General features: G+C 34.8%; 12 protein-coding genes. 1 reads left to right on the top strand and 11 read right to left on the bottom strand.

Annotation, left to right across the window (positions count from 1 at the left end; genetic code table 11):
• The first annotated feature begins 1 nt into the window (after position 1).
• A complete protein-coding gene (locus tag E9099_RS09050; protein ID WP_136583330.1) occupies positions 2-2,305 on the top strand; it encodes a DUF2357 domain-containing protein in 2,304 nt (767 codons plus the stop codon).
• 7 nt (positions 2,306-2,312) lie between these two features.
• Here E9099_RS09050 and E9099_RS09045 read toward each other — a convergent pair whose 3' ends face one another.
• The 11 genes from E9099_RS09045 to E9099_RS08995 all read right to left on the bottom strand — a co-directional run bounded on the left by E9099_RS09045 (position 2,313) and on the right by E9099_RS08995 (position 19,815).
• On the bottom strand, positions 2,313-3,119 hold the full coding sequence (locus tag E9099_RS09045; RefSeq protein WP_136583329.1) for a tryptophan-rich sensory protein: 807 nt from the start codon (positions 3,117-3,119) through the stop codon (positions 2,313-2,315).
• A gap of 876 nt (positions 3,120-3,995) precedes the next feature.
• Positions 3,996-4,361, bottom strand: coding sequence for an endonuclease domain-containing protein (locus tag E9099_RS09040; protein WP_136583328.1), 366 nt, complete (start codon positions 4,359-4,361; stop codon positions 3,996-3,998).
• Positions 4,362-4,891: 530 nt separating this feature from the next.
• Complete coding sequence (locus E9099_RS09035) at positions 4,892-6,844, bottom strand: YgiQ family radical SAM protein (protein WP_136583327.1); 1,953 nt, start codon at positions 6,842-6,844, stop codon at positions 4,892-4,894.
• A gap of 215 nt (positions 6,845-7,059) precedes the next feature.
• A complete protein-coding gene (locus E9099_RS09030) occupies positions 7,060-8,484 on the bottom strand; it encodes an alpha-amylase family glycosyl hydrolase (RefSeq protein ID WP_136583326.1) in 1,425 nt (474 codons plus the stop codon).
• 505 nt (positions 8,485-8,989) lie between these two features.
• The gene (locus E9099_RS09025) at positions 8,990-10,666 is read right to left on the bottom strand and encodes an alpha-amylase family glycosyl hydrolase (protein ID WP_136583325.1); all 1,677 of its coding nucleotides are present in this window, start codon (positions 10,664-10,666) and stop codon (positions 8,990-8,992) included.
• 7 nt (positions 10,667-10,673) lie between these two features.
• Positions 10,674-13,061 (bottom strand): TIM-barrel domain-containing protein, encoded by a 2,388-nt coding sequence (locus E9099_RS09020; RefSeq protein ID WP_136583324.1) that lies wholly within the window; start codon positions 13,059-13,061, stop codon positions 10,674-10,676.
• 42 nt (positions 13,062-13,103) lie between these two features.
• Positions 13,104-14,096 (bottom strand): alpha/beta hydrolase, encoded by a 993-nt coding sequence (locus E9099_RS09015; RefSeq protein WP_136583323.1) that lies wholly within the window; start codon positions 14,094-14,096, stop codon positions 13,104-13,106.
• 119 nt (positions 14,097-14,215) lie between these two features.
• Entirely contained in the window at positions 14,216-16,522 is a 2,307-nt protein-coding gene (locus tag E9099_RS09010) for a glycoside hydrolase family 65 protein (protein ID WP_136583322.1), read from the bottom strand.
• A gap of 88 nt (positions 16,523-16,610) precedes the next feature.
• Positions 16,611-17,267, bottom strand: a complete 657-nt coding sequence (pgmB, locus tag E9099_RS09005) for a beta-phosphoglucomutase (protein ID WP_136583321.1) — start codon at positions 17,265-17,267, stop codon at positions 16,611-16,613.
• A 2-nt stretch (positions 17,268-17,269) separates the two neighbouring features.
• Entirely contained in the window at positions 17,270-18,643 is a 1,374-nt protein-coding gene (locus E9099_RS09000; protein WP_136583320.1) for an MFS transporter, read from the bottom strand.
• A gap of 131 nt (positions 18,644-18,774) precedes the next feature.
• Positions 18,775-19,815 (bottom strand): LacI family DNA-binding transcriptional regulator, encoded by a 1,041-nt coding sequence (locus E9099_RS08995; protein WP_136583319.1) that lies wholly within the window; start codon positions 19,813-19,815, stop codon positions 18,775-18,777.
• Positions 19,816-19,888 lie beyond the last annotated feature (73 nt).

The raw sequence follows: 19,888 nt of genomic DNA, 5'->3' as shown, positions 1-19,888 counted from the left end.
CATGGAGAAAGAACAATCCATAGAAATAGATTTATCTTTTATAGAAGATGGTTTACACTTATGCATCGATGCTCAAAAAAAAGGCGATATAGAAGTAGATACAACCAACTTATATACCAACGAACCTGCTTATCAATTAAAAGAAGGTAGTTTCTATGATTTTGAATTCTCTCATAAAAATGAAACCCAAGCTAAAAATTATCGCCTTTTTTGTAGCGACCAAAGTAATATTGTAAAAAACAGAAAACGAAAAGAATATATTGGTGTAATTGCACCAAACATCTTTGTTGGTACATTAACCTTGCAAATTTTAAATACTGAAAATCCTAACCAAAAATGGGATTTACAATTAGAGGTTCAATCTAAAAAAACAAGCTATCGAGAGGATTATCAATACATGTTAAATGATATTACATCAAAATGTACTGATTTAATTATTCAAGCAAACTCTCCCGTTAGTCATTCGTTTGAAATAGACCCAGAAACCAAAAACAAAACCTTATATCAGCGTTTTGCTTTTATTAGCTCTATAATAAACTCAGAGGACTTCGAAGACGCTATTCAACGTATTGTAACAAGCCCAACAACAACTTGGACAGAAGAATCTGAACTGACAGATGTTAGAAGAATAAAACGCTTTAAAAACAGCGAATTAAAATCACTCTTAAACTCTGAAAACAGATTAAAGCTTAATGACACACATCCTTTATATAAAAAAGGAATACAATCGGTTGCAACAAAAATCGAATCCTATCGAAAACTAGAAAGTGTTGATACATCGGAAAACAGATTTATTAAACATGCTTTGGAAACTTTTTTAAAGTTTTGCATGGATATTTCTAATCATCCAAATGCAGGAAAAAGACTAAAAGAAGAAGCTGATACTGTTTCCGAAAAATTAGAAACACATTTACAACATGATTTATTCAAATCTGTTTCAAGGCCAACTACTTTAAAATTAAACAGTCCAACGTTACAAAAGAAAGAAGGATATCGTGAGCTTTTAAAAGTTTGGTTAAAATATGATTTGGCAGCTCAACTTATTTGGAATGGTGGCGACGAAGTCTATAGTGGTGGAAAAAAAGACATTGCTACTTTATACGAATATTGGTTGTTTTTTAAATTACTAGAAGTTTTAAAACAAGTTTTTGATATTGAACCAAAGGAATTAGAAAAGTTAATTGTTCCATCAAAAAATAATTTAAGCTTACAGCTTAAACAAGGAGAAATGACAGCTCTTGAAGGCACCTACTCTAAAGGAAATAGATATTTAAATATCCGATTTAACTATAACAGACCTTTTAAAGGTGGAAGTAATGATATTACAATATCTGGTAGTTGGACTACAACTCTAAGACCAGATTACACATTATCTATTTGGCCAACAAAACTAAAAGAAACTGAAGCTGAAGCCAAAGACCAGATTGTGCATATTCATTTTGATGCCAAATATAAGATTGCAAATATTAATCAAATATTAGGAACAGAAACAAATGAAGAAAGCTTAAATAATGAGAAAAAAGAGAACTTAAAAGGAATCTATAAAAATGCAGATTTATTAAAAATGCATGCTTATAAGGATGCCATTAGAAGAACAAGTGGAGCTTATGTTTTATATCCTGGAGAAACAAATAAACCCATTAGAGGTTTTCATGAAGTACTGCCTGGATTAGGAGCTTTCCCTATAAAACCTTCAGAAAATGAAAACGAAACTATTTACTTAGAAAACTTTATCAAAGAGGTATTAAATCACTTTTTAAATTCTGCTTCACAAAGAGAAAATATTGCTCATAAAAGCTACACTATTTATAAAAATGATAAACCTAACGAGGTTTCAGAACCAATTCCAGAGTATTTAGACACAGATAAACGACAAAAATTAATACCTGACGACACTAATGTATTAGTAGGTTTTTATAACAATCAAAACCAATATAATTGGATTTCTAAAAAAGGGTTATATAATTTCAGAATGGGTTCTGGTAATGGCTCGTTAGTTTTAGATAAAGAAACTGTTTCAGCTAAATATTTACTTCTTCATACTCATAAAGATAAATCATCAGGTAACTTATGGAAAATTGTTAGTAAAGGACCAAAAGTGTTTTCAAAAGCCAATTTAATTAAAAAAGGATATGCTAATCCATCACAAGATTACTATTTAATTATAGAATTAGAAAAAGTAGATTTAACTGAATTTGGAAATAATAAATGGGATTTCAGAAAATTAGAAAATTACAATTCAGGTAACGCTTCTGCTAAACCATTCACCACAACCATCACTGAGTTGATGAACCACAAGATATAATTAAACCCTAACTTTTCCTCCCCCTAAAATACTCCACACATTTAATAGCAGGATTTGTTTTTCGGTTTATAAAAGCATGTGCAAAACTGCTAATTATCAAAATAGCAGCAGCAATTGCAGCGGTATACGCTACAGTAGTATTACCGTCACTATTAGCTACATAAATAGCAATTAATGCCCATGCACCAACAAGTGCAAACTCGCGCATGTTACGTGTCCAGGTAATAATTAAATTTATTACCATGGCGATAACAATAAGTAAAACGGTCCAAACGGTTGGAGACAGTCCAAAACCATCCCAATTGTATTTTACTAAAACTGCAGAGACATTTGCAATACTTGCAACCGTAACCCAACCATTATAAATTACAAAAGGCCACCATAAAAAGACAATCACAGAAATAGGTTCGTCAACCAATTCCATGCTGTTTTTAAGCACAATTTGTATTAATGAGAATAGCAGTATAAAAATAAAAACAGAAGACAATAGCGTGTAACCATAAATCCAGGTTACAATCCACAATATATTAGCCATACACGATAGTAAAAACCACCACCCTGTTTTAATCACAAAAGCATCATCTCTTACAGTTACAAAAAGGCTACGTCCTTGGTAAATAACAAAAGCTAAAACCTGTAAATAGATAATTCCCCATATAGAAAACGCATAACCTGCTGGCGTAAACAAGGTATTATATTGCTTGGATACTTCTCCAATAGTCGTATTATTTAATAAACCTGTGTTGGACATATAGTTCATTACAATAACACAAACAAATGCAACACCGTTAATTATTTGTAGTTGTTTTTTCATGGTATATTAATCTAAAGGTTATTATGTAAGCTTAGCGTTTATAGGTTAAAGATATGAATTATTTAAGGATGATTTTATAAACCCCGCTAAAGTCCTCCGAGGGGACGACCATTACCTCAACAGGTTTTGTGCGCGTATTATTGGCACGTTATTAGTTGTGTTTTAGGATACTCTTAAAGGACACCCCTAAAGTCCCCTCAAGGGGACGACCATCTCATCAACAGTTTTTTAAGCTAATTTAATTAGTGGGCATAAAATAAATAACAAAGTTTAACACGAATCCCTCCGGCAAGATCTCCCCTTGAGGGGACCGCAGGGGTGTTACACTCAGCTATGTCAGGCCACTCTCAAAGGACACCCCTAAAGTCCCCTCAAGGGGACGACCATCTCATCAACAGTTTTTTAAGCTAGTTTAATTGGTGGACATAAAATGTATAACGAAGTTTAACACGTAACACTCCGGCAAGATCTCCCCTTGAGCGGACCGCAGGAGTGTTACACTCAGCTATGTCAGGCCACTCTTAAAGGACACCCCTAAAGTCCCCTCGAGGGGACGACCATCTCATCAACAGTTTTTTAAGCTAGTTTAATTGGTGAACATAAAATGTATAACGAAGTTTAACACGCAACACTCCGGCAAGATGTCCCCTTGAGGGGACCGCAGGGGTGTTACACTCAGCTATGTCAGGCCACTCTTAAAGGACACCCCTAAAGTCCCCTCAAAGGGACGACCATCTCATCACATATTTTTTTAAACTAGTTTAATTGGTGGACATAAAATGCATAACGAAGCTTAACATGAAACCCTCCGGCAAGATCTCCCCTTGAGGGGACCGCAGGGGTGTTCACGCTCAGCTTTAGTCCACACCAATTCTACTACCCCTGTAACTCCTTCACCTTTTCCTCAATAACCAACAACACACTAAACATGTTCTTTTTTACTTCTTCATTAGTAAACCTTAAAAATGTCACACCATAAGCCTCTAATTCAGCTTGTCTTTTAGCATCATATAACACTTTATGATCATGACTAGAACCATCAATCTCGATAGCCAAACCAATTTCGTGACAATAAAAATCTGGTATATAACTTAGCATAGGCACCTGTCTATGAAACTGAACACCATACGCGCGTTTCTTTATATTTTGCCAAAGTAAAACTTCGGTTAATGTGCTGTTTTTTCGTAATTGTCTTACAAACAATTTTAAGTCTGAACGGTATGGGATAATCTTATTTCTCATTGTGTAGAATAGTTAAAGTGAATTATGCGTTCCGGACTTGCTTTCGGAACGTATTTCACTATAGTCTAATAAGTTAAAGATATAACATTATTTAGACATGTGTTTTAAGGACACCCCTAAAGTCCCAGCAATGGGACGACCATCACATCAACAGTTTTTTTTAGCTAGTTTAATTGGTAGGCACAAAACGTATAACGAAGCTTAACACGAATCCCGCCGGCAAGATGTCCCCTTGAGGGGACCGCAGGGGTGTCACATCCAGCTATGTCAGGAACGCTCTTTCAGGACACCCCCTAAAGTCCCAGCAATGGGACGACCATCGCATCAAAAGTTTTTTAAGCGAGTTTAATTAGTGAGCATAAAATAAATAACAAAGCTTAACACGAATCCCGCCAGCAAGATGTCCCCTTGAGGGGACCGCAGGGGTGTCACGTCCAGCTATATCCAACCCACCCAGAAAAACCACTAAGATATTCAACAAAAAAACCCACTTAATATAAGTGGGTTTTTATTTATAAACTAGTCAATTTTTAACGACGTTTCTTTTTACTCTTAAACTGCGCTTTATTCTTACGTTGGTTAAAAGGAACCGCATCATTAAAGGTGTTTTTAGCATCTCCTTTAGGTGTGTTTTTACGCCATTTCTCTTCTTTTCCTGGTAGTAATACTTTTAGTAAGTCTTCGCGCCCTAATTTGTTTAAAGTCTTTTTTATCCACGCTTTATTTTCTTCTTTATACCAGAAGAAAAAACGGTGTTGCTCATCTTTCTCTTTACGCGTAATTGGCGTATTTACTTTTTTAAGTGTGTATGGATGGTAACCACTGTAATAAATTACGGTAGCCACAGTCATTGGTGTCGGAGTAAAGCCTTGCACTTGTTCTAACTGAAACCCCATATCTTTGGTTTCGGCAGCTAAGTTTGCCATATCCTCTACCTCACACGCTGGGTGATTAGATATAAAATACGGAATCAACTGTAGTTTTAAACCTTTAGCAATATTAATCTTATCAAAACGCTCTTTAAACTTATGGAAGTATTTAAACGATGGTTTACGCATCAGTTTTAATACAGGATCACTAGTATGCTCTGGTGCTACTTTAAGTCTACCAGAAACGTGCTTAGTCATCACCTCTTCCGTGTAAGCGTCCAACTCTTTTGGATCTGCATTTTTATTAAATTCTGGCACTAACATATCATGTCGAATTCCAGATCCAATAAATGACTTTTTTACTTTTGGATGTTTGTCAACCGCTTGGTATAATTCTGTTAACGGTTTATGTGACGTATCTAAATTACTACATATTACTGGCGAAATACAACTAGGCGCCACACATTTGTCGCAAATAGATTGTACTTTACCTTTCATTTGATACATATTAGCACTTGGCCCTCCAATATCACTTAAATACCCTTTAAAATCAGGCATATTTGCAACAGTATCGACTTCTTTTAAAATAGACTCTTTACTACGTGATGCAATAAATTTTCCTTGGTGCGCAGATATCGTACAAAAGCTACACCCTCCAAAACACCCTCTGTGAATGTTGATCGAAAACTTTATCATCTCAAACGCCGGAATTGGTCCACGCTTATTATATTTTGGATGTGGTAATCTTGTGTATGGTAAATCAAAAGACGCATCAATCTCCTTTTCCGTCATGGTTGGATACGGTGGATTAATCATTAAGGTTTTCTCGCCTACTTTCTGAAAAATTCGTCTAGCAGCCAATTTATTTGATTCTTGCTCAATAACTTTAAAGTTAGACGCGTATTTTTTCTTATCGCTTAAACAGACATCGTGAGACGCTATTTCGACATCTTCCCAATTTGCATTTTTAGGAATACTTTCGCCTTTATCCAATAGCACAGCGGTTTGAAGTACTGTATTAATACTATTAAAAGGCACTCCTTTTTCAAGTAAACGGACCACTTCGCGTAACGGTTGTTCTCCCATTCCGTAAACTAACATATCCGCTTTAGACGTTTCTAAAATAGAAGGCATTAATTGATCACTCCAATAATCGTAATGTGTTACACGACGTAAAGACGCTTCAATACCACCAATTAAAACTGGAGTATCTGGCCACTTATCTTTTAAAATCTTAGAATATACTGATGTTGCGTAATCCGGTCTAAACCCAATATCGCCATTAGGCGTGTACGCATCTTTATCACGTTTCTTTTTATTAGCATTATAATTACTAATCATTGGATCCATACAACCACCAGTAACACCAAAAAATAGTTTCGGCTTACCCATTTTAACAAAATCCTGAAGATTATCGTTAACATTTGGTTGCGGAACAATGGCTACACGCAAGCCAAAACTTTCTAACATACGCCCAATTACCGCTGGACCAAACGTTGGATGGTCCACGTAAGCATCTCCACTAAAAAGGATAACATCTAGTGCTTCCCATCCGCGTATTTTCACCTCTTTGTTTGTGGTAGGTAACCAATCTGAAAGTTTTAATTCTTGCATAGTCTGCAAAAATAGTCAAAAAAAGACTCTTAAACACTATTGTAAAAGGGTTTAGCATATTTTTTAATATAAATAATGCCATTCTAATTTAACAGGTAACACTACTGACTCTCAACTAGTTTAAACAAACGCCCTTTATTTAATCCAGTAATTAAGGTCTATAAAACAGAAAAGTTGGCACGACGTCCAACTTTTCTAACACACTACTAATTCTGTTAATTCTGCTTTACAAAGACTTTGTATTCATTAGCAGCCAATGGAATAGCATCTCCTTTTAACACGACCGTTTGATTGGTCATAAAATCAAGATATTGCCCTTTTTGTGGTAAGTTAGTTTTTAGGTTTTCTGCTGAAATGTTGGCAATAAAAATCACCTCATCAGTTCCGTTTGTTCTTGAGAATGAAATGACAGATTTACCATTATCAATTGTATTGTATTTAGCGGAAGCTTTTCCGCCATTTAAAGCCGAATTACTTTGTTTAAGCATGGCTAATTTCTCTAATAATTTCCAAGTAGTTCCTTTAGTGTGTGGGAAACTATCTTTTTCAAAGAATAATAACCTGTGATCTAAATCATATTCTTGTCCCGAATAAATTAATGGCATTCCAGGTGTTAAAAAACTTAAGGCTGTCATCATTTCTGAGGCGTCTCCCATGCGTTCTTTTACTGTTCCATTCCATGAGTTTTCATCATGATTAGTCACAAAATTCATTAAGATATCATCACTTGCATAACGCTCAAAATCAGTTTGCAAAGCAGTAGTAAATTCGGAAGCATCCTTTTCTCCTTTGGCCATAGCATTCATGGCATGATGTCTGTCCCACGCGTACCCCATATCAAATAAACCATCTTCTAATAATTCTGGCTTCCAAGCTTCAGCTAGCATAAAAATGTCTTTTTTAGCGCGTAATTCAGGAATAGCTTGTTGCCAAAAATTGGTTGGCACAGAACCTGCCACATCACATCTAAAACCATCAACACCTTCTTCTGTCAACCAATAGCTCATATCTTTAATCATTGCCTTACGCATCTCTTGATTGTCGTAATTTAAATCTGCAACATCCGTCCAATCCGTATCCAAAGGATGTACTACTTCTCCTTTATCATTTTGTGTATAATATTCCGGATTAGTCTTTAACCAAGTATGATCCCAACCAGTATGATTTGGTACCCAATCTAAAATCACATAAATTCCGTTATCGTGAGCAGTTGTTAATAATGTTCTAAAATCGTCCATTGTTCCAAACTCTGGATTGATTTTAGTAAAATCCGATACTGCATAATAACTTCCTAAATATTTATCTTGCTCTGCTTCTGGAAACTCAGATGCAAACTTACTATCTGCTCCTCCTGTTGCTTTACGTTTTGTTTCCGAAATAGGAAAAATAGGCATTAACCAAATGACTTTTACACCTATTTGTTTTAACTGCGGGATGTCCTTTGTGAATTGTTCAAAAGTCCCTTCTGGGGAATATTGTCTAATATTAGCTTCGTAAATAACAGCTGTTTCTAAATCTGAATCTGCTATAGGTTTTAGTGCTGTTTTTTCTTCTGAAACCACTTTTGTCTCGACTTGTTTTTGCTCTTCTTTACAAGCAAAAATGGTAAATATTGCTAGAGATACTATTATTTTTTTCATTGTGTATGATTATTAAAGAGCACTTCGACTGCGCTCAGTGTAACATTAGTTGTTTGTGATAGAAATGATGTTTTGTTTGCTTCTTTTGAATATTCTCTTTTTTATTTTAAATCTTACTTACCTTTTATAAGCACTTCGACTGCGCTCAGTGTGACATTGGTTATTTGTGATAGAAATGATGTTTTGATTGCTTCTTTTGAATGTTCTCTTTTTTATTTTAAATCTTACTTATAACTTATAAGCACTTCGACTGCGCTCAGTGTGACATTAGTTGTTTGTAATAAAAATGGTGTTTTATTTGCTTCTTTTGAACGTTCTCTTTTTTATTTTAAATCTTGCTTATCATTTATAAGCACTTCGACTGCGCTCAGTGTGACATTGATTATTTGTGATAGAAATAATGTTTTGTTTACTTCTTTTGAATGTTCTCTTTTTTATTTTAAATCTTGCTTATCATTTACAAGCACTTCGACTGCGCTCAGTGTGACATTGGTTATTTGCTAGTTTAATTATTTGCTTTTTCTAACAAAATGATGTTTGTATCTGTTGCTATTGTAATTGTTCCGTTAGCCACTGTAAATGTTTCTCCCGAATAAAAATCTTTAACTGTCGTTCCGTTTTTAAACACAGAAGACACCGTAATAGTTTGTTCGCCTTCAGGCAAGTCTAAACCAATAATAACATCATCTTTAAAATCGTTTTTACTATAACTTCTGCTAAACACATAAGGCAATTCACTTATCATTTTATGTTGTCCTGCTCCTACTGCTGGATGATTACGTCTAAATTGCCCAAGCTTTTGCCAATGGATTACTATGTCTTGTTTTTGAGATAATTCGTTCCAATTCATATTACTTCTTAATGTCGCATCACCAATTGTCCCTTCGATGGTTAAATCTCTTGCAGACTCATCTCCATAATAAATTTGAGACGTTCCTGGCGCAAGTAATAAACGGGTTGCAGTTTCAAATGGTTTTTCTCTATTAGCATCAAAAGGTTGCCCATCGTCATGAGAGGTTAAGTAATTTAAAATACCGTAACCTTTTAAGTTGCTATTTAAAATACTACCATAGCCCTTAAATTGTGTTTCGTAAGATTTTTGAGCAGCATCCCATTTAAATTCAAAATTGATTAAGCTATTAAATGCTTTGTCAAAATAGTTGACTTTTTTATCTCCAAAATCAAAAGCTGTTCCTGCCGAAATTCCGTAGTTGTAAACCTCTCCAACCATATAAAAGTCATTATCATCTAAAACCTTATCTGGGTTGTTCTGCTTAAATTCCGCGAAAGCGTTATCACAAACCGACTTAAACTCTTGCCAAACATAAGCTTCGGTGTGTTTTACGGTATCGACTCTGTAACCATCAATTCCAAAATCTGTGATGTAATCGCTTAACCATTTCATGATATAAAAACGAGGTGCGCGAGGGTAACCCGTTGCTTTAAAAAACGCATCTAACTCTGCGACCTCTTGCTCATAACGCCCTTCTGCTTTCCACTTTTTGACTAATTCAGGTGGCAAAGCGACAGCCTCATTGCTTTCTGTTTTTATATCTGGAAGATTTTTAACTAACGTACACGTTACTGTATTATCGTAATTTTTATAGTCACATTGTGGCCCTATCCTCACCCAATCGCTTGGCCAAACAGGATCTTTTTCTGTAACAGGTCCCGTGTGGTTAATTACCGCGTCCAATAAAACACGAATGCCTTTTTTATGTGCTGCATCCACTAGATTTTTAAGATCTGCTTTGGTTCCCAAATTGGCATCGATATTAGTCCAATCTTTTGTCCAATAGCCATGATATCCGTAAGTATTTCCGGTCCCTTCATTGGTTGCACCATGAATTTGCTCCACAATTGGTGACATCCAAATCGCATTAACACCCAAATTGGTAAAATAACCAGCTTCAATTTTTTGAGTGATTCCTTTTAAATCGCCACCCTCAAAACCGCGTAAAATACCTGTTTCTTTAGTGCGACCGTAGTTAATATCGTTAGTTTTATCGCCATTATTAAAACGATCCGTTAACAGAAAATATAAGTTTGCTGCTTCCCAAACAAAAGGTGTTTCCATAGTCTTTGGTTTTTGATTATCGGCTAAGTTTTGTGCTTCTTTTGTCTCAGTTTTACAACTGAAAGCAAGCATTGTAATTGCTATTAAAAGTATCCCTTTTTTCATATTATACTTAATATTTTATTTGTGTTTTGCTGCCTTCTGACGTATTCCATTGCACATCAAAACTTAAAACCTTACTAGTTTGATTATAATTAAAGTCTATTTTTTTTCTGTTGAATTTTATATGCTTTGGATCCTTTGGAAAATTATGAATTACAACCGTCATTATTTTTATCGAAGTTGCATAACTAGAACCAACCTCCGCATCAAACTGAAACTCTAGTGCTTTTTTTGTGGTTTTAGAATCAAACTCTAAAATCTCGTATTTCCCTTTTTCAAAAGCAGCATTAGTTACTCCATCATCATTATAAAGTGTGCGCTTACTTTTTGAAACCGATGCATCAAAATAGTAATGCAACTCCAATCTGTTTCCGTCATACTCCGCTGTACTTTGCATTGGTTTTGCAGTCGGAATAAAGGCACCACCACGAACGTATGTCGGAATGCTATTTTCTTCCGTTTTCACGGAAAGTGTTTGTCCTCCGTTTACCTTTTGGTCTGTGTAATAATTAAACCAATTACTTTTTTTCGGAAAGTAAACCTCAGCTTCCGTTTGATTAGGATTTACAATTGGCGTAACTAAAAAATCATTACCCCAAAGATAAGTGGATGCATTGGTTTGCAAATTTGTATTGTCTTCCTCTTCAAAAAACAAGGCACGCATTAAAGGTGCTCCGGTTTGGTTATTTTGAAACACCAAATTGTAATTATATGGTAGTAATTTATAACGTAATTCGATTGCTTCTTTTGCCAATGCTTTGGCTTTATCGCTTCTAAACACAGGTTCTGCTGGCACATCTTCTTGCGCATGCGGTCTATAAATAGGTTGAAAAACACCATATTGTAACCAACGTGCATACAACTCGTCATCTAAATTATTACCAGCAAAACCCCCTAAATCACTGTGCATATACGCCAACCCTTGCAGTCCCATTTGTAGTGCAATTTCTGGCTGAGATTGTAATCCTCCCCATGTACGATTAACATCTCCAGACCAAGGAATCATTCCAAAACGTTGCGATCCCGAACTTCCGGCACGCATTAAAATAAAAGGTCTTGTGTTGGGCGTATTTTTGCTGTACATTTCTTGCACTAATTCCGCCCAATTATGACCGTAAATATTATGCATTTCGTCTGCTGTTCCTGTGGCGTGTTGTAATCCTTTAGGATGCACTTCGGGTTCTCCCAAGTCTCCCCAAACACCAGAGACACCTAAATCCGATAAGTCTTTATATATGTTTTGAAACCATTGTTTTCCTTTTGGATTATAAATATCTATCAGTCCTGTGTTACCAAAATAAAAATCGAATGTAAACGGGTTTCCAAGCGTATCTTTTGCTAAAATATCTGCTTTGACTGCTTCTTCCCAACGTTTTGATGTGGTTAATATAAAAGGCTCTGTAACCAAAACAGTTTTTACATTATTGTCTTTTAGCCCTTTTATCATTTGTTTTGGATTAGGAAAAGAATCGCGATCAAACGCTAAATTCCCCATGGTCCCTTGAATGGTTTTCCCGAACCAAAAAATGTCAATAATTATAGCGTCTAACGGAATCTCCTCCTCTCTAAATTTTTGAACCGTTGCTTCGACTTCTTGTTGCGAATGATAACCAAAGCGACTAGAAAAATTACCCAAAGCCCATCTTGGTGGCATCGGTTGTGTTCCTGTTAATTTCGTGTAGTTTTTGGTTAGATCCAACCAAGAATCACCAACCACTATTTGATAAGTTTTTCTACCTGAAATGGTTTCGTAAGTCAGGGTATTATCTTTTTTAGAATCTAAATCTAAAAAGCCAATGGGCGCATTATCAAAATGAATTAAATATTTGTTTGAAGACACCACAATTGGCATCGTGTAATTCATTAATTCACTACGGTCTTCATAACCATAATGTGCTTTGTTGTATAACTCTAAACGGTTACCTCTGCGGTTCATGCCTAATGCTCTTGCGCCTCCACCGTATAATACTTCGTCTGGTTTTAAGTTAAACTGAATCGTTTCTAAACTGTCATTTTTGACGTAACCCGCTTTTTCTGAAATGATAGGTTTATCATGATAAGAATATAAAATTTGAAACGGTTGTTTTTGAATGGTTATTGAAATACCTTCCGATTTATAACTAACCTGAGAGTCATCCTCATCAATAGTTATATGTGTTGCTTTAGGCTGCATGATTACTGCATGCGATTTACTGTTTACATCTTCACCCTTTGGAATGAAAGTCGTTTCAATAATTTCTGAATTATAAAAATTAATGAAATAAACACCATCATTAACTTCCACTTTAAAGGTATTACCAGATTGAAGATTGGCATCTACAAATTGCCTATCACTATTCTGAGCAATAGAAACTGTAGTTATTAAAAATAGAAGTAGTATGTATTTAATTTTTTTCATCTCTGTATTTTAAAAGGCACTTTACTTAGCACCAAATGCCATTTATTTTGCAAGTAAAAAAGTTAACGGAATATCAAAACGTTTTTGCCAAGACAACTCGCTATGATCCGTACCTTCAAATTTTAGATTTTTAAAATTTGAAGCGTTATACCCTTTATCTTTATAAATAGTGTTTACTGTTGCTTCGTATTGTGGATAAAACTGATCTAATGTCTTGGTTCCAAAATCAAAATACAACTTATGGTTTTTAGGGTTTGGAGCATTCGCTTTAGCGTAATCAAAAATAGCTTTCGCTATGGGATTATCTTTTTTTGGCTCTCCTCCTGGCCAATGTGTTGACAAACCTGCTGCCCCACCAAAAATGTCTGGATATTCTGAAATAGCATACATAGCCATTAATCCGCCCATACTAGACCCCGCCACAAATGTATTTGAACTGTCGGTGTTAACGGAATAAGTGGCATCTATAAACGGTTTAACCTCTTCTACTAAAAACTTGAGGTAATTGTCTCCATTTAAATTGGTGCTAAAGTTGTTTTTCTTAGCTTCTGATAAGACGGTTTCCTTATCTGTATCTGATAAATAATCGAATGCTTTTTGAGGAAATAAATCTTGCCAACGGATATCCGGGATGTTATGAATACCAACGACGATAAAATCTTTAACCACGTTTGCTGACATTAGCTTAGTCGCTATTTCATCCACCATCCATTCTTGCTTATTCCAAGTGGTTGTCGCATCAAATAAATTTTGACCATCATGCATGTATAAAACTGCATACGTTTTGTCTGTTGTATAATTTTCTGGCAACCAAATATCAACTGGTCTTGGTGTAATATATTTTGAAGGAAATGGATTGACCCGATATAATGCACCGCCAGCTAAAATTGCTTTTTCAAGTTTTATAGCTTCAATAGCATCAACACTATGCGCCGTTTCTATATCTTTATTAGAATTTGAAATACTAGTCTGATCAGGTTTCGTTTTACACGAAAAGTAACCGATAAATATTAATAGTACTAGTGCTTTTTTCATCTTTAAATGTTTTAAATGCTCCGTTAATCTCCAAATGACAATTATATTATAAGCGATTCTCCGAAAGATAATTCTATTATTTTTTTATAATAAATTAAATCCTTCGGAGATAGTAATGCTTATGCTTTCACCAAATTATTTGGCGAAACAGTTAAGGAGTTATTATTCACAATTATATCTAAATCGCAGTTACCTTCCAACTCGAAAGTCGTTTCGGATTGTGATACATTTACTTTTAAAATCTGCTCTCTAAAATTAACTTTAAACGAATAGGCATCCCATTGTTTAGGAATACGAGGTTCAAAATTTAGCATATCATTTTTAATACGCATACCACCGTAACCTTCCACAATACTCATCCAAGTACCAGCCATACTAGTAATATGCAAGCCTTCTTCTACCTCTTTATTATAATCATCTAAATCCAAACGAGACGTACGTAAATAGAACGTATATGCTTGATCCATCTGATCCAGCTTAGCTGCTTGAATACTATGCACACAAGGTGATAGTGAGCTTTCATGCACTGTAAATGGCTCGTAAAAATCAAAATGACGTTTTAATTCTTCAGTAGAAAATTGATCTTCAAAAAAGTAAAATCCTTGTAATACATCAGCCTGTTTAATATAAGGCGAACGTAAAATACGATCCCAACTCCACTTCTGATTTATTGGTCGGTCTACTTTTGGTAAATCCGCTACAGTAATTAATTCTTTATCTAAAAAGCCATCTTGTTGTAAAAACACTTGATGCTTTTCAGAATATGGGAAATACATATTATCTGCAACTTTTTGCCAAGCACGTAACTCTTCGTGCGTGATTTTGGTTTTGCCTGTTATACGCAAGTAATCGTCGTGATGTCCTTCTTTAACTTTCTCGATATTTTCTAACGCATAAGCAATACACCACTTTGCTAAATAGTTAGTATAAAAATTATTGTTGATGTTATTTTCATATTCGTTTGGACCTGTAACACCTAAAATAACGTACTTATTTTTATCTTCTGAAAACGTAGCACGTTGTTGCCAGAATCTTGCGATTCCGATAAGGACTTCTAATCCCATTTCCGGAATATAACTGTAATCGCCTGTATAACGATAGTAGTTAAAAATAGCGAACGCTATAGCTCCGTTTCTATGGATTTCTTCAAAGGTAATTTCCCATTCGTTATGGCACTCTTCACCATTCATGGTTACCATTGGATATAATGCGGCTCCGTTTTTAAACCCTAACTTCGCAGCATTTTCAATTGCTTTTTCTAAGTGATTATATCTATATTTTAATAAGTTACGCGCCACATTTTGATCTTTGGTAGCCATGTAAAACGGGATACAATACGCTTCCGTATCCCAATAGGTGCTTCCTCCATATTTCTCGCCAGTAAATCCTTTTGGACCAATATTTAGACTAGAATCTTTACCTAAATAGGTTTGATTTAATTGAAAAATATTAAAACGAATCCCTTGTTGTGCTTTTACATCTCCATCAATAGTGATATCTGACATTTTCCAAATCGCATCCCAAGCTTGCTTTTGCGCTTCTAAAAGTTGTGTAAATCCTTTTTCTGAAGCTGTATGTAATGCTTTTTTTGCTGCTGAAACTAATTGATCTTTATCGTGATTACGATCTACAGTATAACCTCCAAACTTAACAACACTTGCTGTTTGTCCCTTTACAACCGAAAGGCTATAAGTAAATGTAATCGCATTTTCCTGTTGGTTAATTTCAGGGTTTTGCTCTTGTTTTTGGTTATCGACATATACTGAAGCCTGCATAAACGTACACGTATGAAAACCTGTTTTCATTGTTTTTGCTTCAATAAAAGCTTCATTATTCTCTATAGTCAATTTTAAAGTATCCCAAAATTGGTCGTCCCAATTGGTGTCTTCATTAGTAATTCCTGAATCTAAATACGGTTGAAACTTGATAGTTGCGTCTCCATTTAAAGGTGTTACTTGGTAATTAATTGCACCAACTTCATCTAAATCCAAACTTAAAAAACGAAGTGCTTTCACTTCAATTTCTAGTTTATTTTGAAGCGTTGCAGTAAACGATCTAGACAACCAACCTTCTTGCATGTTAAGCTCTCTTCTAAAATTAGAAACAGAAACACACGTATTTAAATCTAGTTGTTCACCATTTATTTCTACATTTATACCTATCCAATTTGGTGCATTTAATACTTTAGCAAAATATTCTGGATAACCATTTTTCCACCAACCTACTCTGGTTTTGTCAGGATAGTAAACACCTGCAATATAACTTCCTTGAAAAGTTGGACCTGTGTATTGTTCTTCAAAATTAGCACGCTGACCCATTGCACCATTACCGATGCTGAATAAACTTTCTGAAGACTTAACGCGATCTGCATCAAAACCTTCTTCAATTATGGACCAATTGTCTGGTTGTATATAATCTTGATTCATTTTATATATTTATTTATCAATGCGACACATAAAATGAAGAAATACTCTTTTTATAAGATTCCTTCACTATGTTCGGAATGACGTTATTTTATCTATTTATTAATTCTTCTATAAAGCTATTTTCTATTTCAGTAAAATCTGAAAAGATATAATCAGCTTCATGTAGCACCTCTTTTTCGCCAATACCAATAGAAATCATGTTTGCAGTATTTGCTGCTTGCACGCCAGCTACAGAATCTTCAAAAACGATACAATCTTCAGGCTTCATGTTTAAATGCTTTGCTGCAATTAAAAACACCTCTGGATCTGGTTTTGCTTTGCTAACATCGTTACCATCCACAATAGCATCAAACTTTGAAAGTAAATTGACTTTTTCTAAAATTGGTCGTGCATTTTTACTTGCAGACCCTAAAGAAATTGGCTGTTGTTTTTCGATTAAATAATTTAATATTTTTGGTACGTCGGGTAAAATTTCTTCATCGGTCATTTTTTCAATGAAGCTTAAATACTCTTCATTTTTTTTACCCATTAATGATGCAAATAATTCTTCTGAAATGGTTTTATTTCCCCATTCTAATATTTTTTCTAATGATTTTACTCGGCTAACTCCCTTAAGTTGTTCGTTTTGTTTGTGTGTAAAATCAATATCTATACTTTTAGCAAGGTTTTGCCAAGCCAAAAAGTGATATTTTGCAGTGTCTACAATGACACCGTCTAAATCGAATATAAATCCTTTTTTATTCATCTTTAAATGTCTTCTGCTTGATATGAGATTGCGTGTTTGTTTGTAATTAATAGATTGCAAAGTCCCGCAATTATTAGACTTATTCCTGCAACCGTCATGGCATTTATAGCCTCTTCACCTAATAATCCTGAGATATAATTAATACCTCCAAGTGCTGCTATAATTTGTGGGATAACAATAAACATATTGAAAATCCCCATAATTACACCCATCTTTTTTGGGTCTACAGAACTGGACAACATGGCGTAAGGCATTGATAGAATACTTCCCCAAGCAAAACCAATAAGTACAAAACAATACTTAAGTTGTTCTGGCGAGGCATAACTCATTAATAAAAAACCTACTCCTCCTAAAATTAAGGACCCCATGTGTACTAGCTTACGATTTATACGCCTTTTGGCTGTATATAGTACTAGTAATAATGCAAAAGCCATAGACGACAATCCATAAATACCCATTGCTGACCCAACTAAATTTGATGATTTTTGAAATGCTGTATTCTGTGTATCAAAAGCTGCTTTTTGCACAGTATTTGCCATATCAAAAGCGGCCTCTATAGGCGCTGGTGTATGAAAAACATGTTCTGTTAGTGCTGGATTGGCTAAACTCCACATTGTAAAAAAGGCAAACCAAGAAAAGAATTGGATGATACCTAATTTTTTCATAGTCAAAGGCATATTTCCAATATTGTCTAAGATATCAGGAATGAAATTGTTTTTCTTAGCTTTCTCCCGCTCAAACTCTTCCATGTCTTCTGGCGGATATTCTGATGTAGTAAATACGGTATAAATAATACTTAGTAAAAACACAAAAGCACCAATTGCAAAAGCAATTTTAACCGAATCTGGTATAACTCCTAAATCTGCAGAGTCACTGACTCCAAACTTAGACACCATCCAAGGTAAATTACTTGCCACCCAAGTACCAATACCAATAATTAAGGTTTGAACTACAAAACCATAAGAGCGTTGCGAGTCAGGCAATTTGTCTGCCACTAAGGCTCTAAACGGCTCCATGGATACATTAATAGAAGCATCTAGAATCCATAAAAATCCTGCTGCCACCCATAGAGTTGGCGAAAAAGGCACAAAAAATAGTGCTAACGAACTTAATATAGCGCCGATTAAGAAAAACGGTCTACGTCTTCCCCATTTGACACTCCAAGTACGATCACTCATGTAACCAATTATTGGCTGAACCAACAAACCAGTTAAAGGTGCTGCTATCCATAATAATGGAATATCATCCTTACCTGCTCCTAAAGTTTGAAATATTCGAGACATAAAGCCTCCTTGCAATGCAAAACCAAATTGAATTCCTAAGAAACCGAAACTCATGTTCCAAATTTCCCAAAAGCCAAGGGTACGCTTTTTCATAAATAGTAAGTTTAAATTATTACTATTTTGATAAGCTTTTACTTATCAAAACTATATTACCTGAGAAGTAAAAATATATGTTTTGATTGCCGTAAAGATATAAAAGATTTTAAATGAGCAATGTTAAATTTTTATTTTGTGGACGCGCGTTCAATTAATTCGGTTTCAATAACTACGGTTTCGTAGACATCTTCCTCGTCTTCTCTTTCTAAATTATTTATCAATAATTCGGCAGCTTTTTCACCTATTTTCTGACTATGCTGACTTACGGTAGTTAAGGCTGGCACTGCATGCTTAGACAAAACACCGTCTGTAAATCCAATAATTTGAATATCTTCTGGTATTTTTAAACCAAGCTTTCTAGCGACCTTCATTGCCGTCAGTGCATACAGTTCATTCACTGCAAAAATCCCATCTAATTTTTTATTCTTTTGAAATAAAACTTCTATTTCTTTTTCAAGAGAATCTAAATGATCTTCGGATAATAATTGATCATCAACCTTTAAAATCAAGCCTGCTTTTGGGTTTATTTTATGGTCTTCTAAAGCTTCTAAATAGCCTTGTGTTCTTAATTTCCCAACACTAACATAATCCTTGGTAGTAATAATTGCAATACGCTTACATCCATTATCAATTAGTTTGTTCACTGCCTTTTTAGCGCCTAAAGCATCATCTACAATTACTTTATCACAATTAATCTCATTAACGACCCTATCAAACATAACTATAGGCATCCCTTGATTAATAGTTTCAATAAAATGATGATAATCTTGCTGTTGCAACGTCTCTTTGGCTATTGAAAGAATAAATCCATCTATACTTCCGTTCGCCAACATTTCCATATTAATGACTTCTTTAGAAAAAGACTCATTTGACAACCCTACAATAACATTATAACCCCGCTTATTAGCCACAGCTTCAATACCACTAATCACCTTAGAAAAAAAATGATGTACTATTTCTGGAATGATTATACCTATTGTTTTCGTCTTTCTGTTTTTTAAACTCAGTGCGATATTATTAGGCCTGTAGTTATAAAATTTAGCAAATGCCTGAATCTTCTGACGCGTATCCTCACTAATTTCGATACTGTTTCTTAAGGCTTTGGAGACTGTAGATATAGAAACATCTAGCTCTCTAGCGATCTGTTTAAGGGTTATTTTCTTTTTCATAAGTTACACTTAGGTAAACGGAGTGTTTAAGATTTGACAAATATAAGACGTTAAACTTATTGGTTTTAACCTA

This window comes from Psychroserpens sp. NJDZ02 (genome assembly GCF_004843725.1).
Taxonomy (GTDB): Bacteria; Bacteroidota; Bacteroidia; order Flavobacteriales; family Flavobacteriaceae; genus Olleya.
Note: the sequence above shows the minus strand (reverse complement) of the source record. Positions and strands in the feature narration are given on the sequence as shown.

Coding starts and splice junctions, on each gene's coding strand:
- E9099_RS09030 (WP_136583326.1), bottom strand. CDS start 8,484: ATGAAAAAAATAATAGTATCTCTAGCAATATTTACCATTTTTGCTTGT.
- E9099_RS09035 (WP_136583327.1), bottom strand. CDS start 6,844: ATGCAAGAATTAAAACTTTCAGATTGGTTACCTACCACAAACAAAGAG.
- E9099_RS09025 (WP_136583325.1), bottom strand. CDS start 10,666: ATGAAAAAAGGGATACTTTTAATAGCAATTACAATGCTTGCTTTCAGT.
- E9099_RS09000 (WP_136583320.1), bottom strand. CDS start 18,643: ATGAAAAAGCGTACCCTTGGCTTTTGGGAAATTTGGAACATGAGTTTC.
- E9099_RS08995 (WP_136583319.1), bottom strand. CDS start 19,815: ATGAAAAAGAAAATAACCCTTAAACAGATCGCTAGAGAGCTAGATGTT.
- E9099_RS09050 (WP_136583330.1), top strand. CDS start 2: ATGGAGAAAGAACAATCCATAGAAATAGATTTATCTTTTATAGAAGAT.
- E9099_RS09040 (WP_136583328.1), bottom strand. CDS start 4,361: ATGAGAAATAAGATTATCCCATACCGTTCAGACTTAAAATTGTTTGTA.
- E9099_RS09010 (WP_136583322.1), bottom strand. CDS start 16,522: ATGAATCAAGATTATATACAACCAGACAATTGGTCCATAATTGAAGAA.
- E9099_RS09045 (WP_136583329.1), bottom strand. CDS start 3,119: ATGAAAAAACAACTACAAATAATTAACGGTGTTGCATTTGTTTGTGTT.
- pgmB (WP_136583321.1), bottom strand. CDS start 17,267: ATGAATAAAAAAGGATTTATATTCGATTTAGACGGTGTCATTGTAGAC.
- E9099_RS09020 (WP_136583324.1), bottom strand. CDS start 13,061: ATGAAAAAAATTAAATACATACTACTTCTATTTTTAATAACTACAGTT.
- E9099_RS09015 (WP_136583323.1), bottom strand. CDS start 14,096: ATGAAAAAAGCACTAGTACTATTAATATTTATCGGTTACTTTTCGTGT.